The organism is Verrucosispora sioxanthis (assembly GCF_010560025.1).
Taxonomy (GTDB): Bacteria; Actinomycetota; Actinomycetes; order Mycobacteriales; family Micromonosporaceae; genus Micromonospora; species Micromonospora palythoicola.
Map to the genome: position 1 here is coordinate 409,473 of NZ_SAIY01000003.1, position 17,075 is coordinate 426,547.

Genomic DNA, 17,075 nt, shown 5'->3' on the forward strand with positions numbered 1-17,075 from the left:
GGCAATCGCCGGACCGGAGGAGGGGCCTGTCGCCCGCTCGGCGGGCGGGGCGACAGGCCCCGGTCCGTGGGTGACGGCCCGGCATCGGTACGACGCCGGACCGTCACCGTCACCTCATGGCGTGGCCAACTCGAAGCGGCGCACCGTCACCGATCCGCCCAGCGCCTGAGTGGCGTAGTTGAAGATGGCGAACCGGTAACCCATGAAGAACGTCCAGTTGTTGTTCAGCGTCAGCGCGTTGCCCAGCGGGACGAAGTTGACCCCGTCGGTGCTGTACGAGAAACGCGCCTGCCGACCGGAGCCGGGCCGGATGTCGGCGTTGGCGCGCAGCCAGATCCGCCCGCCGGAGACCGCGGCACTGGCGATTTCGCTGCCGGTGCTGCTGGTGTCCCAGTTGCTGTTCATGTTCAGCCCGTTGGTCATGACCACCCGGGTGGCACCGTTGTCCCGTCGGACGCCGATCCACGCCGAGACGTCGCGCAGCATGGCCAGGCCGGCGCGATCGCCGTCGCGCATCGTCGAGTAGTCGATCTCGACCGTGCCGGTCGAGGTCGGCCCCTGGATGCGGTGGGTGACCGTGTTTCGTGCCCGGTAGAGGTCGTTGGTCACGGTGGCGGTCTGCAGCCGAAGCCCGTTGTTCACCGACCACCGGCTGTTGTCGGGGTTGTGGTTCCACTCGTACTGCGGACCGAGGGTGGTGCCGGCGAACGTGTCGACGCCGGTGAGCGGCTTGACCGGGCGCAGCGGCAGCGGGTTCGGGTAGTTGACCCCCCAGGCGCCGTTGACCGTCTGCACCTGCGGCCAACCGTCCGCGGTCCAGGTGATCGGCGCGAGGGTCGGCATCCGGCCGCCGGGGTACGCGTCGGTGAAGGCCATGTAGTACCAGGAACCGTTCGGCAGCTGCACCAACCCGCCCTGGTGCGGCACTCCGCCGCCGGAGATCGGACCCCGCATGTCGAGCAGCACCTGGCGCTGCTCGTACGGGCCGAACGGGCCGTTGGTGGACTTGAGCACGTACTGTCCGTTGGCCGGGCGGGTCAGCCAGATGTAGTAGGCACCGTTGCGCTTGTAGAAGCGCGCGCCCTCCAGGGTGCCGATGCTCGACGGGGTCTGGTAGACCTGCTGGGCCCGGACCTGGCTGCGGCCGTCGGCGGAGAGCTGCGCGACGCTGATGGTGCCGTTGCCGTACGCGACGTACATGGTGTCGTTGTCGTCGATGAGCATCCCCGCGTCGTAGTAGCACTGCGGCAGGGTGGCGTGCCGGCTCCAGGTGCCGTCGACGGCCGTGGCGGTGTAGATGTGGGTCTGGGCGAAGTTGATGCACCCGGCCCAGTAGTAGGTCTGGTTGCTCGGCCGGTAGTTCAGCGTGGAGGCCCAGATGCCCTCCACGTACGCCTGCTGCCCGGCGGGTAGGTCGTACTTGGTGCCGAAGTCCAGCCGAGGTACCGAGTGTCCGGCGAACTCCCAGTTCACCAGGTCGTACGAGCGCAGGATCGGTGCGCCGGGCGAGTAGTGCATGGTGGACGCGGTCATGTAGTACACCTCGCCGACCCGGATGACCTCGACGTCGGCGAAGTCCTGCCAGACGACGGGGTTGGTGAAGCTGCCGCCGGGGGGCGGGTCGGTGGGGGTGCCGCCGCCGTCTATGCGGACGAGTTGCCACTGCTGGTTGGCGCCGCCCCAGTCGTCGTACTGCACGATGTTGCCACCGTCGGCGGTCGAGGCGTTCTGCACCTCCATCACCTTGTTGGAGTTGCGGTTGATCAGCCGTACGTAGCCACCTGCCGAGTCGGCCAGTCGGAACTGCTGGTTGGTCCCGTTGTGGTCGGACCACTGCACGATCGACGCACCGTTGGCGGTGGAGAAGTTGTAGACGTCGAGCACCTTGCCCGAGTGCCGCGACTTGAGCCGGTAGTAGCCGCCGCCGGAGTCGACGAACTGCCACTGCTGATGGTTTCCGTCGTTACGCGACCACTGGGTGATCCGTGCCCCGTCGTTGGTGGCCAGGTTGTAGACGTCCAGCGCCTTGCCGCTGTTCCGGTTGACCAGCACGTACCAGGCGTTGGTGTCCACCGTGGCCGCGGCCGCGGGCGATGGTGCCACCGCGGCGAGGGAGCCGCCCACCACCAGCGCCGCCAGGATGGCCACCGCGCGCGACAGCCAGCCGCGCCGGCCCGGCGCGGTCCGTGGGACCTCACCATTGGCAATCATGATTCTCCTTCGGGATGCGAGCAGAACGAACAGGACGGTTCCTCTGCGGCCTACGCCGTCGCTGATCCGGTGCGGCGTGTGATCGCTAACATGACCGCCCTGCCCAAGGGAGAGATCAGGTGACCACCAGCTTCAGAGCAACGTGGCGCGTCCCGGACGGCCACAGATATCGTCCGTCTTCACTACGACTGTGAGCGATAACACGGCCTTCGTCAAGACGTAACATCAACGACGCCGTACGGCTCACTGCAGCCTGCTCGCGGTCCCCGGCCGACGGGGTGGCGCACCGGCCGGGGACCCTGCCACGCGCAGGCGCGGGCAGTCGCTGGCGTGGTTACGCGGCCGTTACGGCCGGTCGTCCACGCCAGCGTCGGAGGGCGGTCAGAACCCCCGGGCCAGCCGGTAGTACGCCTGGTTCCAGCGCAGCTCGTCGGCGAACCGCCGGGGATCCGTCTCGGCGTCGATGACGACGAGTTCGGTACGGCTCATCTCGGCGAGGTCGTGCAACTCCTCCACCCCGACCGCCTGGGACAGCACGGTGTGGTGGGGAGCGCCGGCGGTGATCCACGCTTCGGCGGAGCCGGGCAGGTGCGGTCGCGGCCGCCAGACCGCCCGGGCGACCGGCAACCGGCGCAGTGGGTGCGGCGGGGAGACCACGTCGACCTCGTTGGCCACCAGGCGGAACCGCTCGCCCATGTCCGCCAGTCCGAGCACCACCGCAGGCCCCGGCGCGGCGTCGAAGACCAGCCGGACGGGATCCTCGCGACCGCCGATGCTCAGCGGATGGATCTCCACGTTCGGCACGTCACCGGCGATCGACGGGCACACCTCGAGCATGTGGGCGCCGAGCACCAGTTCCTCACCCGGGGTGAGGTCGTAGGTGTAGTCCTCCATGAACGAGGTGCCGCCCTCGGTGCCGACCGCCATCGCCTTGAGGGTGTGCACCAGCACGGAGGTCTTCCAGTCCCCCTCACCGCCGAAGCCGTAGCCGTCGGCCATGAGTCGCTGCACCGCGATGCCGGGCAGTTGACGCAGGCCGCCCAGGTCCTCGAAGTTGGTGGTGAAGGCGCGGAAGCCACCGGCGTCCAGGAAGGTACGCAGACCCAGTTCCAGCCGGGCGGCGTACCGCAGCGAGTCGTGCCGCTCACCGCCCGGCCGCAACTCGGCGGCCACCCGGAAGGTGTCGTCGTACTCCTTGACCAGATCATCGATCTGCGCCTCGGCCACCTCGTCGACCACCCGCACCAGATCGTTGACCCCGTACGTGTTCACCGAGACGCCGAAGCGCAGCTCCGCCTCGACCTTGTCCCCCTCGGTGACGGCCACGTCGCGCATGTTGTCGCCGAATCGCGCCAGCCGCAGCGAACGCATGGCCGACCAGCCGATGGCCGCCCGGGTCCAGGCGCCGACGCGGGAGACCACGCGAGGGTCGGAGACGTGTCCGGCGACCGTCTTGCGGGCCACCCCGAGCCGGGTCTGGATGTACCCGAACTCCCGGTCGCCGTGCGCGGCCTGGTTGAGGTTCATGAAGTCCATGTCGATCTCGTCCCACGGCAGTAGGACGTTGGCCTGGGTGTGCAGGTGCAACAGCGGCGTCTGCAACGCGTCCAGGCCCGAGATCCACATCTTCGCCGGCGAGAAGGTGTGCATCCAGGCGATCACCCCGACCGCCCCCTGCGTCGCGGCATCCCGGCAGGTCCGCAGGATGTCGGCGCTGGTGGTCAGGACCGGCTTCCAGACCACCCGGGCGGGAATGTGCGGCGATTCGTCGAGCAGAGCGGCGATCTGACGGGACTGGTCGGCCACCTGCCGGAGCGTGTCCTCGCCGTACATTGCCTGGCTTCCGGTGAGGAACCAGACCTCAGGTTCAGGGTGTGTTGCCATGGGAGTTGCCTTCCGCGAGAGGGGCGGTCACTTGTAGCGGATGCCGATGAGGCGCTGGAGCAGGATGAACGCGAAGAGCAGGCCTCCGATCACGATCTTGGTCCACCAGGAGTTGAGGCTGCCGTCGAAGGTGATCAGGGTCTGGATCACGCCGAGTACCAGCACACCGAGCACCGTGCCGAAGATGTACCCCGAGCCACCGGTGAGCACAGTGCCACCGATGACCACGGCCGCGATCACGTCGAGTTCCATTCCGATGGCGATCAGCGGGGCGCCGGAAAGCGTGTAGAAGGACAGCAGGATCCCACCGATCGCCGCGCACAGGCCGCTGATCGTGTAGACGGCGATCCGGGTCCGGCCCACCGGCAGCCCCATCAGCAGCGCCGACTGCGGGTTGCCGCCGATCGCGTAGACGTTGCGCCCCAGTCGCGTGTACGCCAGCACGTACGCGGCGATCAGCACCACCGCGAACGCGACAAGCACGCTGATCGAGACGAAGTTGCCCCGGGGATCGCCGATCCGGTACTGCGACATCGTGGTCCAGAACCCGTCGGTGATCGGAATCGACGCGTCGCTGATGAACGTGCACATGCCCCGGGCGAAGAACATCCCGGCCAGCGTGACGATGAAGGGCTGGATGTCGAAGAAGTGGATCGCGCAGCCCATCAGGAACCCGAGCGTCGGCCCGATCAGCAGGGCGATCACCAGCACCGGCAGCGCGGGCAGGCCGGACTGGAGCAACCACGCCGAGACCATCGCGGTCATCGCCGCCACCGAACCGACCGACAGGTCGATGCCGCCGGTGAGGATCACGAAGGTCATCCCGACCGCGATGACGAGCAGGAAACCGTTATCGATGAAGACGTTGAAGACCACCTGGACGTTGGAGAACGCCCGGTACTGGGACACCCCGATGCCGTACATCACCAGCAGCAGGGTCAATGTCGCCAGCACCGGCATGTGCCGCCGGGGCAGCTTGGCCCAACTCGGAGCGGAGATCGGAAGACTGGTCATGCCGACACTCCGCTGCGCTCCGTGCCGCCATGAGGCACCAACACCCTGAACTGACGATTCGCTCGCTGACGCTCACTCATGCCGGCACCTGCTCCTTCTGCCGCTGCGGCGACGACTGGGGCGGCGGTGGTGTCCCGGCCCGTCGGCGGCGGAACTTCGCCCGGAAGGCCGGTGCCTGGATGAGGCAGACGGCGATGACGACGACCGCTTTGAACAGCAGCGCGGTCTGGGGTGAGATGTTCATGGCGTACACCGTGGTGGTGAGGGTCTGGATGATCAGGGCACCGAGGATCGTGCCGCCGAGGTAGAACCGGCCGCCGGCCAGCGAGGTGCCGCCGATGACGACGGCAAGGATCGCGTCCAGCTCCACCCACAGGCCGGTGTTGTTGCCGTCGGCGCTGGAGACGTTGGCGGTCATCATGAACCCGGCGATCGCGGCGCAGGCGGCGCTCACCACGTAGACGAGGAAGACGACCCGACCGGACCGGATGCCCGCCAGCCGGCTGGCCTCCCGGTTGCCGCCCACCGACTCGACGATCATGCCGAGCGCGGTGCGCCGGGTGAACGCCGCGACCAGCAGGGCCGCGGCCAACGCGATGAAGATCGCCAGGGGCAGGGTCAACAGGTGTCCCAGCCCGATCGCCCGGTACGGACCGGAGTTGATGGTGATGATCTGACCCTCGGCGATCAGCTGTGCGAGGCCCCGTCCGGCCACCATCAGGATGAGCGTGGCGATGATCGGCTGGATGCCGATGACGGAGACCAGGACCCCGTTCCAGGCGCCGAGCACCAGCGCGACCCCGAGCGCCATCGCGAGCGCGGTCAGCACGGTGACGAGGTTGTCCTGATCCGGCGCCCGGCTGATGTAGAGGCAGGCGATGGCTCCGCTGATCGCGCACACCGAGCCGACCGACAGGTCGATACCGCCGGTGGAGATGACCAGGGTCATGCCCAGTGCGACCAGGATCAGCGGTGCGCTCAACCGCAGGATGTCGATCGGGGTGCCGTACAGGTGACCGTTGTTTAGCTCGACGGCCAGGAACCCCGGACGGTAGACGGTGTTGGCCGCCAACATGACCACGAGCACGGCGACCGGCCAGAACAGCCGGTGGCCGAGCAGGGTACGGAAGCGGTTCCCGGCGTCGCTCATCGGCTCGCCTCCTCACGCTCGGTTCCGCTGGCGATGGTCTGCATGACGCGGTCGGCGTCCACAGTGTCGTCGTTGTCGAGCTGCGCGACCAGTTGTCGGTCACGCATCACGACGATCCGGTGACTCAGCCGCAGTACCTCCTCCAGCTCGGCGGAGATGAACAGCACCGCCATGCCACCGTCGGAGAGCTGTACCACCAGCTTCTGGATCTCGGCCTTCGCGCCGATGTCGATGCCCCGGGTCGGCTCGTCCAGGATGAGCAGCCGCGGCTCGGTGATCAGCCAGCGGGCCAGCAGGACCTTCTGCTGGTTGCCGCCGGAGAGGTTGCGCACCGGCATCTCCGGGTTGGCCGGACGGATGCTCAACGCCTTGATGTACCGGTCGACCAGTTCGTCCTGCCGACGACGAGGAATCGGACGCAGCCAGCCCCGGGCGGCCTGCATGGCCAGGATCATGTTCTCCCGTACCGACAGGTCGGCGATGATGCCCTCCGCCCGGCGGTTCTCCGAGCAGAAGCCGATGCCCTGTTCGATCGCCTGCACCGGGTTGCGCAGGCCGGTCCGGGCGCCGTCCACCCGCACCTCGCCACGATCGGCCCGATCCGCGCCGAACAACAGCCGCGCCACCTCGGTACGCCCGGAGCCGAGCAGCCCGGCCAGGCCGACCACCTCACCGGCGTTGATGGTCAGGCTGAACGGAGCGACCGAACCCCGGCGGCCGAGCTGCGACACCTGGACCAACGGGGAGCCGCCCTCGGTCGCCGTCACCGACTGCCGGGGGTGTTCCTCCATGAGTTCGAGAACGTCGAGCTCCTTGCCGATCATCTTCTCCACCAGTGCCAGCTGTGGCAGCTCGGCGATCGGGTACTCCCCCACCAGCGCGCCGTTTCGCAGCACGGTGATCCGGTCGGCGATGCCGTAGACCTGATCGAGGAAGTGGGTCACGAAGAGGATGGCGATGCCCTCGTCCCGCAACTGCCGCATGATCCGGAACAGCTGCGCGACCTCGCCGGCGTCCAGACTGGACGTCGGTTCGTCCAGGATCAGCACCCGGGCCTGCACGTCGATCGCCCGGGCGATCGCGACCATCTGCTGCACGGCCAGGGAGAAACTCCCCACCGGCGCGGTGACGTCGATGTCGAGGTCCAGCCGGGCCAACAGCTGGCGGGCCCGCCGCCGCACCTCGCCCCAGGGGATGGCACCGAGGCGGCGCGGCTCCCGGCCGATGAAGATGTTCTCCGCCACGGACAGGTTCGGGCAGAGATTGACCTCCTGGTAGACCGTGCTGACCCCGGCCGCGGCGGCCTGCATCGGTCCGTTGAAGGCCACCTGCTCGCCGTCGAGGGTGACGGTGCCCTCGTCGATGCCGTACACGCCGGTCAATACCTTGATCAAGGTGGACTTGCCAGCGCCGTTCTCGCCCATCAGAGCGTGCACCTCGCCGGGAAGAAGCCGGAAGTCGACGTTGTGGAGTGCGCGCACCCCGGGAAAGGACTTGCTGATCCCGGTCATTGTCAGGACCGGACGACTATCCGTCATCCCATCGATCCTCTTCTACTTTTCATCGATGCGGAAGGGCCAGTTGTACCGGCACGCCGCCCGGCCGGCCAACGGACCGGTCGGGCGGCGTGGCACGGGACGTCGGGCCGGCCGCCCAGTCCGTCGGGAATGGGCGACGCGGCGGGGCCGCCACGTCGGTGCGGCGGCCCCGTGCGTCATCAGTACTTGCGGTTGGGCAGGGCCTCCTTGGCCTGCTCCTGGGTGAAGGTGGTCTCCTCGGTCTCGATCCGCGGCGGCACCTCCTCACCGGCGTGCACCTTCTTGGCCAGGTCCATCAGCTGTGGGCCGAGCAGCGGGCTGCACTCCGCGATGAAGTTGAACTTGCCGTCGGCCAGCGCCTGCATGCCGTCCTTGACCGCGTCGATGGTGATGATGGTGATGTCCTTGCCGGGCTCCTTGCCCGCCGCGGTGATCGCCTCCAGCGCACCCAGACCCATGTCGTCGTTGTGCGCGAAGAGCACGTCGATCTTCGGGTGGGCCTTCAGGAACTGCTCCATCACCTGCTTGCCGCCCGCGCGGGTGAAGTCACCGGACTGGGAAGCGATGACCTTCAGCTTGGGGTCGGCCGCGATCGCCTCGGCGAAGCCCTTCTTCCGGTCGTTGGCCGGGGCCGAGCCGGTGGTGCCCTGCAACTCGACGATGTTCACGTCGCCGGTCGCGTCCTTCTTGTTCTCCACCAGCCACTCACCGGAGAGCCGGCCTTCCTTGACGAAGTCCGAGCCGAGGAAGGTCTTGTAGAGCGACTTGTCGGCCGAGTCCACCGCGCGGTCGGTCAGGATGACCGGGATGCCGGCGTCCTTGGCCTCCTTGAGCACCGTGTCCCAGCCCGACTCCACCACCGGCGAGAAGGCGATCACGTCGACCTTCTGCTGGATGTAGTTGCGGATGGCCTTGATCTGGTTTTCCTGCTTCTGCTGCGCGTCGTCGAACTTCAGCTCGATGCCGGCCTCGGCCGCCGCCTCCTTGATGGAGTTGGTGTTGGCCGTACGCCAGCCGCTCTCCGCGCCGACCTGGGAGAAGCCCAGGACGAGCTTGCCGTCGTCGCCGCCGTCGCCGCCGCTGCCGGTGTCGCTGTTACCGCAGGCCGCCACGCCGCCGGCGAGCAGCACGGCGGCGACGACCGCGAAGGCGCGCCGACGCGCCATGGGCATTCGCATGTTCCTCATCGGATCTCCTCGGGTGGGGGTGCGGTTGTCCACGCCGGCCGCGGAGGTGCACGAGCAGCCAGCGCTGGTGGTGCGGAATCTGTGTGTCAGGTGGTGCCGGGCGACCCGGATCACCGGGTCGGTCAGGAATTCGCCGGAGGCGAAGAACGTTGGCCGTAGACGTTCTGGTAGCGGTCGTAGAGGGCGTCGATGTCGGCCTGCGCCATCGGCACCGGTCGCCCGAGCGCACGCGTCAGGTGCGCGGTTCGGGCGACGTCCTCACACATCACCGCGGCCTTGACCGCGGCCCGGGCGGTACGCCCGATGGTGAACACGCCGTGGTTGCGCATGAGCACCGCAGGTGAGCGGTGCCCGGTGAGGGTGCTGACGATCCCCTTGCCGATGTCGTCGCCGCCGATCAGGGCGAACGGGCCCACCGGGATCTCCCCGCCGAACTCGTCAGCCTGCGCGGTGAGGTGGCACGGGATCGACTCGCCCCGCGCCGCCCAGGCGGTGGCGTACGTGCTGTGGGTGTGCACGACGCCGCCCACCTCGGGCATGGCGCGGTAGACGTAGGCGTGCGCTGCGGTGTCGCTCGACGGCGACAGCTCCCCCTCGACCGGCATGCCGTCGAGGTCGCAGAGCACCATGTTGTCGGCGGACAGGTCGTCGTAGTCGACGCCGCTCGGCTTGATCACCATGAGGTCGTGACCGGGAACCCGGGCGGAGACGTTGCCGGCCGTCCAGGCGACCAGACCGTACCGGGTCAGTTCCCCGTGCAGCCGGGCCACGCTCTCGCGCAACTCGCTGATCTGTCGGCTCATCTCGACGTTCACGCGAACACCTCCTGCGGCGACGACGCCGACTCAACTGCCGCGTTGCGGATCGCCCGCAGCCGCAGCATCACGTCGTTGGCGCCGCGACCGAAGTGGTCGTGCAGCGCCCGGTACTCGGCGTAGAGCGCGTCGTAGGCGCGCACCCGGTCCGGATCCGGCCGGTAGACCGCCGCCGCGATCCGGCCCATCGCCTGCGACGCCTCGTGGATCGAGGGATGGGCGCCGGCGGCCACGGCAGCGTGGATCGCCGAGCCGAGCGCGGGCCCCTGCGCGGAGCCGATGATGCCCAGGGGCCGGTTCGTGACGTCGGCGTAGATCTGCATCAGCAGCTCGTTCGAGGTGAGGCCACCGGCGATCACCAGGTCGTCGACCGGCACGCCGGCCTCCGCGAACGCCTCGATGATCATCCTGGTGCCGTACGCCGTCGCCTCCAGCAGCGCCCGGTAGATGTCCTCCGGGCGGGTGGCCAGGGTCAGCCCGACGATCAACCCGCTGAGGTCGTGGTTGACCAGCAGCGACCGGTTGCCGTTCCACCAGTCCAGCGCGACCAGACCGTGCGCGCCGACGGGCTGCGCGGCGGCCAGCTCGGTGAGTCGCTCGTGCGAGTCGACTCCAGCCGGGGCGGCGTGCTTGACGAACCAGCCGAAGATGTCGCCGACACCGCTCTGCCCGGCCTCGTAGCCCCACGCACCGGAGCTGATGCCACCGTCGACCACTCCGCACATCCCGGCCACCTCGGCGGGGTGGGTGCCGTTGACCACGTGGCAGGTCGACGTTCCCATGATCGCCACCAGCCGGCCCGGGTCGAGCGCCTGGGCGGCGGCCGCGGTCACGTGCGCGTCGACGTTGCCGACCGCGACGGCGATCCCCTCCGGCAGCCCGGTCCAGGCCGCGGCGCGAGCGGTGAGCCCGCCGGCCCGCGCGGCGAGCGGCATCAGCGGGCCGTCCAGTTTGGCCACGAAGTCACCGAAACCGGGGTTGAGCGCGGTGAGGTAGTCCGCCGACGGGTAGTTGCCGTCCTGGCGGATGCCCTTGTAGCCGGCGGTGCAGACGTTGCGGGTCTCGACGCCGCACAGCTGCCAGACGATCCAGTCCGCCGCCTCGATGAACCGCTCCGCCCGGTGGTAGAGCTCCGGATCCTCCTCCAGGATCTGCAGGCCCTTGGCGAACTGCCACTCCGCGGAGATCTTGCCGCCGTAGCGGCCGATCCAGGGCTCGCGACGCTCGTGGGCCAGAGCGTTGATCCGGTCGGCGTGCGGCTGGGCGGCGTGGTGCTTCCAGAGCTTCACCCAGGCGTGCGGTCGCTGCCGCAGCTCCGGCACCTCGCACAACGGCGTACCGTCGGCCAGCGTCGGCAGCACGGTGCAGGCGGTGAAGTCGATGCCGATGCCCACCACGTCGACCGGGTCGACCCCGGCCGCGGCCACGGCCGCCGGCACCGCCTGGCGCAGCACCTCGCGGTAGTCCTCCGGATCCTGCAACGCCCAGTCCGGCGGCAGCGGCGTACCTCCGTCCGGCAGCGCGGAGCTGATCACCGCGTTGCGGTACTCGTGCACCGCGGTTCCCAGCTCGGCACCGTCGCGGACGCGGACCACCAGGGCCCGCCCCGACAGGGTGCCGTAGTCGACGCCGACGACGTACTTGTCGCCCGCTGCCACACCGCTCATCTTCACCTCCGGCCGATGACGGACCTCAGTGTTAACGCTCACATCCGATGTCGTCAAGACACCTCCCGGCAACAGCTCCGTAACGGACTGCATGGTCGCAGGCCCACCCCCCGGTCGGCTACCCCGGTCCCACCGCATCGACCGCGATTCCAGTGCCGACCGGCCGTGCTCTCGTCTCCGGGCACGCCCGCGAACCCTCCGCCGGCCGGGCCCCGACGGTCGACGGCACCGCTTCGGTGAGCACCGCGAGCGGATCGTCGAGCAACCGGGCGAAACCGAGTTCCGCCGCGCCGACCAGGGTGGCGTCGTCGCCGAGGGCCGCGGTACGCAGCCGCACCGTCTCCCGGGCCACCGGCAGCACGTGACGAGCGATGCGGGCGCGCACCTGCGCGGCGGCCCCCGGATAGAGGTCGCACAGCATCCCGCCGAAGACCACCATGCCGGGATTGAACAGATTGATAAGGTTCGCCACCCCGATGCCGAGCCAGTCGCCGATCCGGCGCAGCGCCTCCCGCGCCGCCGGATCGCCGCGGTCGGCATCGTCGGCCACCGTCCGGACGGCGTCGCGCCCGAACAGCTCGGCGGGCCCACCGGCGGCGTCGAGCAGCGCCCGCTCCCCGACCTCCGCCTCCAGGCAACCGGACGAGCCACAACCGCAGGGCCGTCCGTCGTACGGATTGACCACCATGTGCCCCAACTCGCAGCCGTAGCCGCTGTCGCCACCCAGCAGCCGCCCGCCGACGATGATGCCGCCGCCGACGCCCACATCGCCATGCAGGTACACGAGATCGTCGAGGCCGACTCCCGCACCACGCTGCTGCTCCGCCTGTGCGCCGAGGTGGGCCTCGTTGCCCACCGCCACCGGCAGGCCGAGGCCGAGCCGGTGGCCGAGTTCGTCGCCGAACGCCTGGTCGACCCAGCCGAGATCGGGCCCGTACCGCACCATCCCGTCCCCCGGCCGGATCATGCCGCAGTACGACGCGCCCACGCCGACGCAGCTGGCGCCCGGCGGGGCCGCCCGGTGCAGTTGCCGCCCGAAACGGGCGAGGACCGCTACCACGTCGTGCAGGTCCGGCCCGGCGCGCGGACGTACCGCCTCCCGCCGGTCCAGGATCATCCCGCCGAGTCCGACCCGGGCGGCGACCAACCGGTCCACGGCGACGTCGAAGGCCAGGACGTAGCAGCGCTCGGCGACCGGTCGCACCACCAGGGACGGGCGGCCGGCACGGCCGGTGTCCACCGGCGACCGCTCATCGACGAGGCCGGCCCGGCTCAGCTCGGTGGTCAGCGCCATGATGGTGCTGCGATTCAGGCCCATCCGTTCGCCCAGCTCGACCCGGGACAGCGGGCCACGCAGATGCACCTGCCGCAACAGCGTGCCGGCGTTGCGCCGGCGGATCTCCTCCTGGACCAATCCGACCTCCGCGAGGTCAGCTCCGGGCGACGCGGAGCTGACCCGACGAAGTGTTTCCGCACGGTGACCCGACGTCAAGCGCAGGTCCGGCGCCGCCGCTGGCGCCTCGCTCAGCGGCTGGCACCGGCGCGGCGCTTGTTGTAGACGTCGAAGGCCACGGCGACCAGCAGCACGAGGCCCTTGACCACCGACTGCAACGACTGGTCCACACCCATGAGCTGCATCCCGTTGCTCATCACCGCCATGATGAGCCCGCCCACCATGGCGCCGACGACGGTACCGACGCCGCCGGTGACCGCCGCACCGCCGATGAAAGCGGCGGCGATCGCGTCGAGTTCGAACATGTTGCCCGCCGCGGGCTGCGCCCCGTTGGACCGCGAGGAGAAGATGATGCCGGCCACCGCGGACAGGAAGCCCATGTTCACGAAGATCCAGAAGTTCACGGTGCGAACCTTGACCCCGGACAGCATCGCCGCGGACAGGTTGCCACCGATCGCGTAGACCTGACGTCCGAAGACCGTACGCCGGGTGAGCAACCCGTAGACGAGCACCAGGGCGGCCAGGATGATCAGCACGATCGGCAGGCCCCGCGCGTGGGCCAGTTGCCAGGCGAACCACATGACCACGGCACCGACAAGCGCCATCCGCGCGACGAACAACGCGAAGGACTCGACGGGCTGCTGGTAGCGGACGCGGGCCGCCCGGGTGCGGAAGCAACTGACCACGTAGCCGGCCACCGCGATGCCACCGATGAGCAGGGTGAAGGCGTCGTAGCCGTCGCCACCGATGAGTCCGTTGAGGAAGCCGGCCGCGATCCGGTTGTACTCGGCCGGGAACGGCGACAGCGAGATGTTGTCCAGCACCCGCAGGGTGAGACCACGGAACAGCAGCATGCCGGCGAGGGTCACGATGAAGGCCGGGATACCGACGTACGCCACCCAGAAGCCGTGCCAGGCGCCGACCGCGATCCCGACCACCAGCGCGGCCAGCACGCCGACCCACCACGGTTGTCCCTGCCGGATCACGACCACCGCGGAGACCGCGCCGGTCAGCGCCACCACCGAGCCGACCGAGAGGTCGATGTGTCCGCCGATGATCACGATGACCATGCCGATGGCGAGCACCAGGATGTACGAGTACTGCAGGACGATGTTCGTGATGTTGCCCGGGCTCAGCGACAGACCGTCGGTCAGGAACGCGAACAGGGCGACGATGACGACGAGAGCGACGAAGATGCCGCTCTGCCGCAGATTGTTCATGATCAGCGTACGTGGGTCGCTGGTGCCGACGTGCACTGCGGCGGAAGCGCTCTCGGCCGACTTCCGGTCGGCCGAGGTGGGCTTGGTGCTGGTCATCCGACGCTTTCCTTGTCCTTCGCCATGAGTTCCATGAGCTTTTCCTGGGTCGCCTCGGCGACCGGCACCTCGCCGGTGACGCGCCCGGCCGACAACGTGTAGATGCGGTCACACATGCCGAGCAGCTCCGGCAGTTCGGAGGAGATCATGATGACGGCTTTGCCGTCGGCCACCAACCGGTTGATGATCGTGTAGATCTCGAACTTGGCGCCGACGTCGATACCCCGGGTCGGCTCGTCCAGGATCAGCACCTCCGGGTCGGTGAACAGCCACTTCGACAGCACGACCTTCTGCTGGTTCCCGCCGGACAGCTTGCCCACGACCGACATCACGCTCGGCGCCTTGATGTTCATGTCGCGCCGGCTCGTCTCGGCGACCTTGATCTCCTCGTTGTCGTGCACCCAGCCCAGCCGGGCGAGCCGGCGCAGCCCGGCGGCCGAGATGTTGCGCCGGATGTCCTCGATCAGGTTCAGGCCGAAGCGCTTGCGGTCCTCCGTCGCGTACGCGATGCCGTTGCCGATGGCCTCCGCGACGGTGCGCGCCCTGACCTGGCGGCCGTGCACGAACAGCCGACCGGTGATGTCCCGGCCGTACGCGCGCCCGAAGACACTCATCGCCAGCTCGGTCCGCCCGGCGCCCATCAGTCCGGCGATGCCGACGACCTCGCCGGCGCGCACGTTCAGGTTCGCGCCGTCGACGACCAACCGGTCCTGGGTCGGGTGGCGCACCGACCAGTCCTCGATGCGCAACACCTCCTCCCCCGGCGTGGAGACCCGGTCGGGGTAGAAGCTGTCGATGTCGCGGCCGACCATCCCCCGGATGATCCGTTCCTGGGTCACCTCGCCGGAGGTCATCTCGAGCCGCTCCACGGTCCGCCCGTCCCGCAGCACGGTAGTTGAGTCGGCGATGGCGGTGATCTCGTTGAGCTTGTGCGAGATCATGATGCAGGTGATGCCCTCGTCGCGCAGGCGTCGCATCAGGTCGAGCAGGTGGGCCGAGTCGATGTCGTTGAGCGCGGCGGTCGGCTCGTCGAGGATGAGCAGCCGGACCTTCTTGGAGATGGCCTTGGCAATCTCCACCAGCTGCTGCTTGCCGACACCGAGTTGCACCACCGGCGTCATCGGATTCTCGTCCAGCCCCACCGAGGCGAGCAGTTTGGCCGCCTCGGCGTTGGTGCGGTTCCAGTCGATCAGCCCGCCGGCCCCGCGTTGCTCGTTGCCGAGGAAGATGTTCTCGGCGATCGACAGGTACGGCACCAGGGCGAGTTCCTGGTGGATGATGACGATGCCCCGCTGCTCACTGTCGCGGATGCCACGGAAGTGCACCGGTGCGCCGTCGAGGAGGATCTCGCCGTCGTAGCTGCCGGAGGGGTAGACCCCGGAGAGCACTTTCATCAGGGTGGACTTGCCGGCGCCGTTCTCGCCGCAGATGGCGTGGATCTCCCCACGGCGTACCGCGAGGGTGACGTCCTGGAGCGCCGCCACGCCCGGGAAGGTCTTGGTGATGCGACGCATCTCGAGGATGTTGTCGTCGGTGCTCACCATCCTGAGCCTCCAGATCGTCGTGGGTGTCAGGGGTGTGGCCGGGCTCGGCGGCGGTCGTCGCCACCGAGCCCGGCGGTGCCGTCAGCCGGCCTGGCCGGCGGCGACCTCCTCGGCGGTGAAGTAGCCCGAGTCGATCAGGACCGGCTTGATGTCGTCCTTGTACACCGTCTGGACCGGCAGCAGGTACGACGGGACGACCTTGACGCCGTTGTTGTACGTCTCGGTGTCGTTGGCCTGCGGCGCCTTGTCGGTCAGGAACGCCTCGGCGGCGATGACGGCCTGCTCGGCCAGCAGTCGGGTGTCCTTGAAGATGGTGGAGCTCTGCACCCCGTCGTCGATCAGCTTCACCGAGGCGATCTCGGCGTCCTGACCGGTCACCACCGGGAAGTCCGCCCCCTTGTAGCCGGCGTTCTGCAGGGCGGTGATGATGCCCCGGGACAGCCCGTCGTACGGCGACAGCACGCCGTCGACCTTGGTGCCGCTGTTGTAGCTGGAGGTCAGCAGGTCCTCCATCCGCTTCTGCGCGGCCTCCTGCTGCCACCGCAGGATCGCCACCTGCTCGATGCTGGTCTGCCCGGAGGTCACCTTCAGGGTGCCGTCGTCGATGAACGGCTTCAGCGTGTCCATCGCGCCGTCGAAGAAGAAGTGGGCGTTGTTGTCGTCGAGCGACCCGGCGAACAGCTCGATGTTGAACGGGCCCTTCGCCTCGCCCTTCGCGCCGTCCTTGGTCTGCACGCCGAGGCCGACCAGCAGGGCGGTCGCCTGGGCGACGCCGACCTTGTAGTTGTCGAAGCTGACGTAGAAGTCGACGTTCGGGCTGTCCCGGATGAGCCGGTCGTAGGCGATGACCGGGATGTCCGCGTCGGCCGCCGCCTGCAACTGCCCGCTCAGCGCCGTGCCGTCGATCGCCGCGATGATGAGCACGTCGGCACCCCGCGTGATCATCTGGTCGACCTGCTGGGACTGGGTGGGGATGTCGTCACCGGCGTACTGGAGATCGACCTGGTAGCCCTTGGCTTCGAGCTTCTCCTTGACGGAGTTGCCGTCCGCGATCCACCGCTCCGAGGTCTGGGTCGGCATCGAGACGCCGATGGTCAGGTCGCCGGGCTGGTCGCTGTCGTTTCCGCCGCTGCCGGCGCCGTCGCCGCTACAGGCCGCCATGCTCAGCGCCAGGACGGCGCTTCCGAGAGCGGCCAGGACTCGTCTGTTCACTGGCTTCCCCAATCTGGAACTCGCGCCGTCGCACCGGCTGCGCGGGTCGCACTTGGGGCCCAAGTGTTAGCGCTCACAATGCCT

General features: G+C 68.9%; 12 protein-coding genes. All 12 read right to left on the reverse strand.

Annotated features, from left to right (window positions below):
• Positions 1–114: 114 nt before the first annotated feature.
• On the reverse strand, positions 115–2,211 hold the full coding sequence (locus ENC19_RS11165; RefSeq protein ID WP_164447103.1) for an RICIN domain-containing protein: 2,097 nt from the start codon (positions 2,209–2,211) through the stop codon (positions 115–117).
• A gap of 381 nt (positions 2,212–2,592) precedes the next feature.
• On the reverse strand, positions 2,593–4,095 hold the full coding sequence (gene araA, locus ENC19_RS11170) for an L-arabinose isomerase (RefSeq protein WP_164447104.1): 1,503 nt from the start codon (positions 4,093–4,095) through the stop codon (positions 2,593–2,595).
• Between the two features lie 27 nt (positions 4,096–4,122).
• The gene (gene yjfF / locus ENC19_RS11175; protein WP_164447105.1) at positions 4,123–5,109 is read right to left on the reverse strand and encodes a galactofuranose ABC transporter, permease protein YjfF; all 987 of its coding nucleotides are present in this window, start codon (positions 5,107–5,109) and stop codon (positions 4,123–4,125) included.
• A gap of 76 nt (positions 5,110–5,185) precedes the next feature.
• Positions 5,186–6,259: an ABC transporter permease gene (locus ENC19_RS11180; RefSeq protein ID WP_164447106.1), complete on the reverse strand. Its 1,074-nt coding sequence runs from the start codon at positions 6,257–6,259 to the stop codon at positions 5,186–5,188.
• Positions 6,256–7,797: a sugar ABC transporter ATP-binding protein gene (locus ENC19_RS11185; protein WP_164447107.1), complete on the reverse strand. Its 1,542-nt coding sequence runs from the start codon at positions 7,795–7,797 to the stop codon at positions 6,256–6,258. The genes ENC19_RS11180 and ENC19_RS11185 overlap by 4 nt, the downstream gene beginning before the upstream one ends.
• Positions 7,798–7,976: 179 nt before the next feature.
• A complete protein-coding gene (locus tag ENC19_RS11190; RefSeq protein WP_373688859.1) occupies positions 7,977–8,984 on the reverse strand; it encodes an ABC transporter substrate-binding protein in 1,008 nt (335 codons plus the stop codon).
• A 122-nt stretch (positions 8,985–9,106) separates the two neighbouring features.
• Positions 9,107–9,787, reverse strand: a complete 681-nt coding sequence (locus ENC19_RS11195; RefSeq protein WP_164447386.1) for an L-ribulose-5-phosphate 4-epimerase — start codon at positions 9,785–9,787, stop codon at positions 9,107–9,109.
• Between the two features lie 8 nt (positions 9,788–9,795).
• Positions 9,796–11,466 (reverse strand): ribulokinase, encoded by a 1,671-nt coding sequence (gene araB, locus ENC19_RS11200; protein WP_164447108.1) that lies wholly within the window; start codon positions 11,464–11,466, stop codon positions 9,796–9,798.
• Positions 11,467–11,584: 118 nt separating this feature from the next.
• Positions 11,585–12,880 (reverse strand): ROK family transcriptional regulator, encoded by a 1,296-nt coding sequence (locus ENC19_RS11205; RefSeq protein ID WP_164447109.1) that lies wholly within the window; start codon positions 12,878–12,880, stop codon positions 11,585–11,587.
• Positions 12,881–12,990: 110 nt separating this feature from the next.
• Positions 12,991–14,235 carry a multiple monosaccharide ABC transporter permease gene (gene mmsB, locus ENC19_RS11210; protein WP_164447110.1) on the reverse strand — a complete coding sequence of 415 codons (1,245 nt, stop codon included), beginning with the start codon at positions 14,233–14,235 and terminating at the stop codon, positions 12,991–12,993.
• Positions 14,232–15,779 carry a multiple monosaccharide ABC transporter ATP-binding protein gene (gene mmsA / locus ENC19_RS11215; protein ID WP_164447111.1) on the reverse strand — a complete coding sequence of 516 codons (1,548 nt, stop codon included), beginning with the start codon at positions 15,777–15,779 and terminating at the stop codon, positions 14,232–14,234. Before mmsA ends, mmsB begins: the two co-directional genes overlap by 4 nt.
• 81 nt (positions 15,780–15,860) lie before the next feature.
• Positions 15,861–16,991: a multiple monosaccharide ABC transporter substrate-binding protein gene (chvE, locus tag ENC19_RS11220; protein WP_164447112.1), complete on the reverse strand. Its 1,131-nt coding sequence runs from the start codon at positions 16,989–16,991 to the stop codon at positions 15,861–15,863.
• Positions 16,992–17,075: the final 84 nt, after the last annotated feature.

Excerpts from the sequence above, each read along its gene's own strand:
- ENC19_RS11190 (WP_373688859.1), bottom strand. The coding sequence starts at position 8,984 with ATGAGGAACATGCGAATGCCCATGGCGCGTCGGCGCGCCTTCGCGGTC.
- ENC19_RS11185 (WP_164447107.1), bottom strand. The coding sequence starts at position 7,797 with ATGACGGATAGTCGTCCGGTCCTGACAATGACCGGGATCAGCAAGTCC.
- araB (WP_164447108.1), bottom strand. The coding sequence starts at position 11,466 with ATGAGCGGTGTGGCAGCGGGCGACAAGTACGTCGTCGGCGTCGACTAC.
- ENC19_RS11195 (WP_164447386.1), bottom strand. The coding sequence starts at position 9,787 with ATGAGCCGACAGATCAGCGAGTTGCGCGAGAGCGTGGCCCGGCTGCAC.
- ENC19_RS11180 (WP_164447106.1), bottom strand. The coding sequence starts at position 6,259 with ATGAGCGACGCCGGGAACCGCTTCCGTACCCTGCTCGGCCACCGGCTG.
- ENC19_RS11165 (WP_164447103.1), bottom strand. The coding sequence starts at position 2,211 with ATGATTGCCAATGGTGAGGTCCCACGGACCGCGCCGGGCCGGCGCGGC.
- araA (WP_164447104.1), bottom strand. The coding sequence starts at position 4,095 with ATGGCAACACACCCTGAACCTGAGGTCTGGTTCCTCACCGGAAGCCAG.
- mmsA (WP_164447111.1), bottom strand. The coding sequence starts at position 15,779 with ATGGTGAGCACCGACGACAACATCCTCGAGATGCGTCGCATCACCAAG.
- mmsB (WP_164447110.1), bottom strand. The coding sequence starts at position 14,235 with ATGACCAGCACCAAGCCCACCTCGGCCGACCGGAAGTCGGCCGAGAGC.
- yjfF (WP_164447105.1), bottom strand. The coding sequence starts at position 5,109 with ATGACCAGTCTTCCGATCTCCGCTCCGAGTTGGGCCAAGCTGCCCCGG.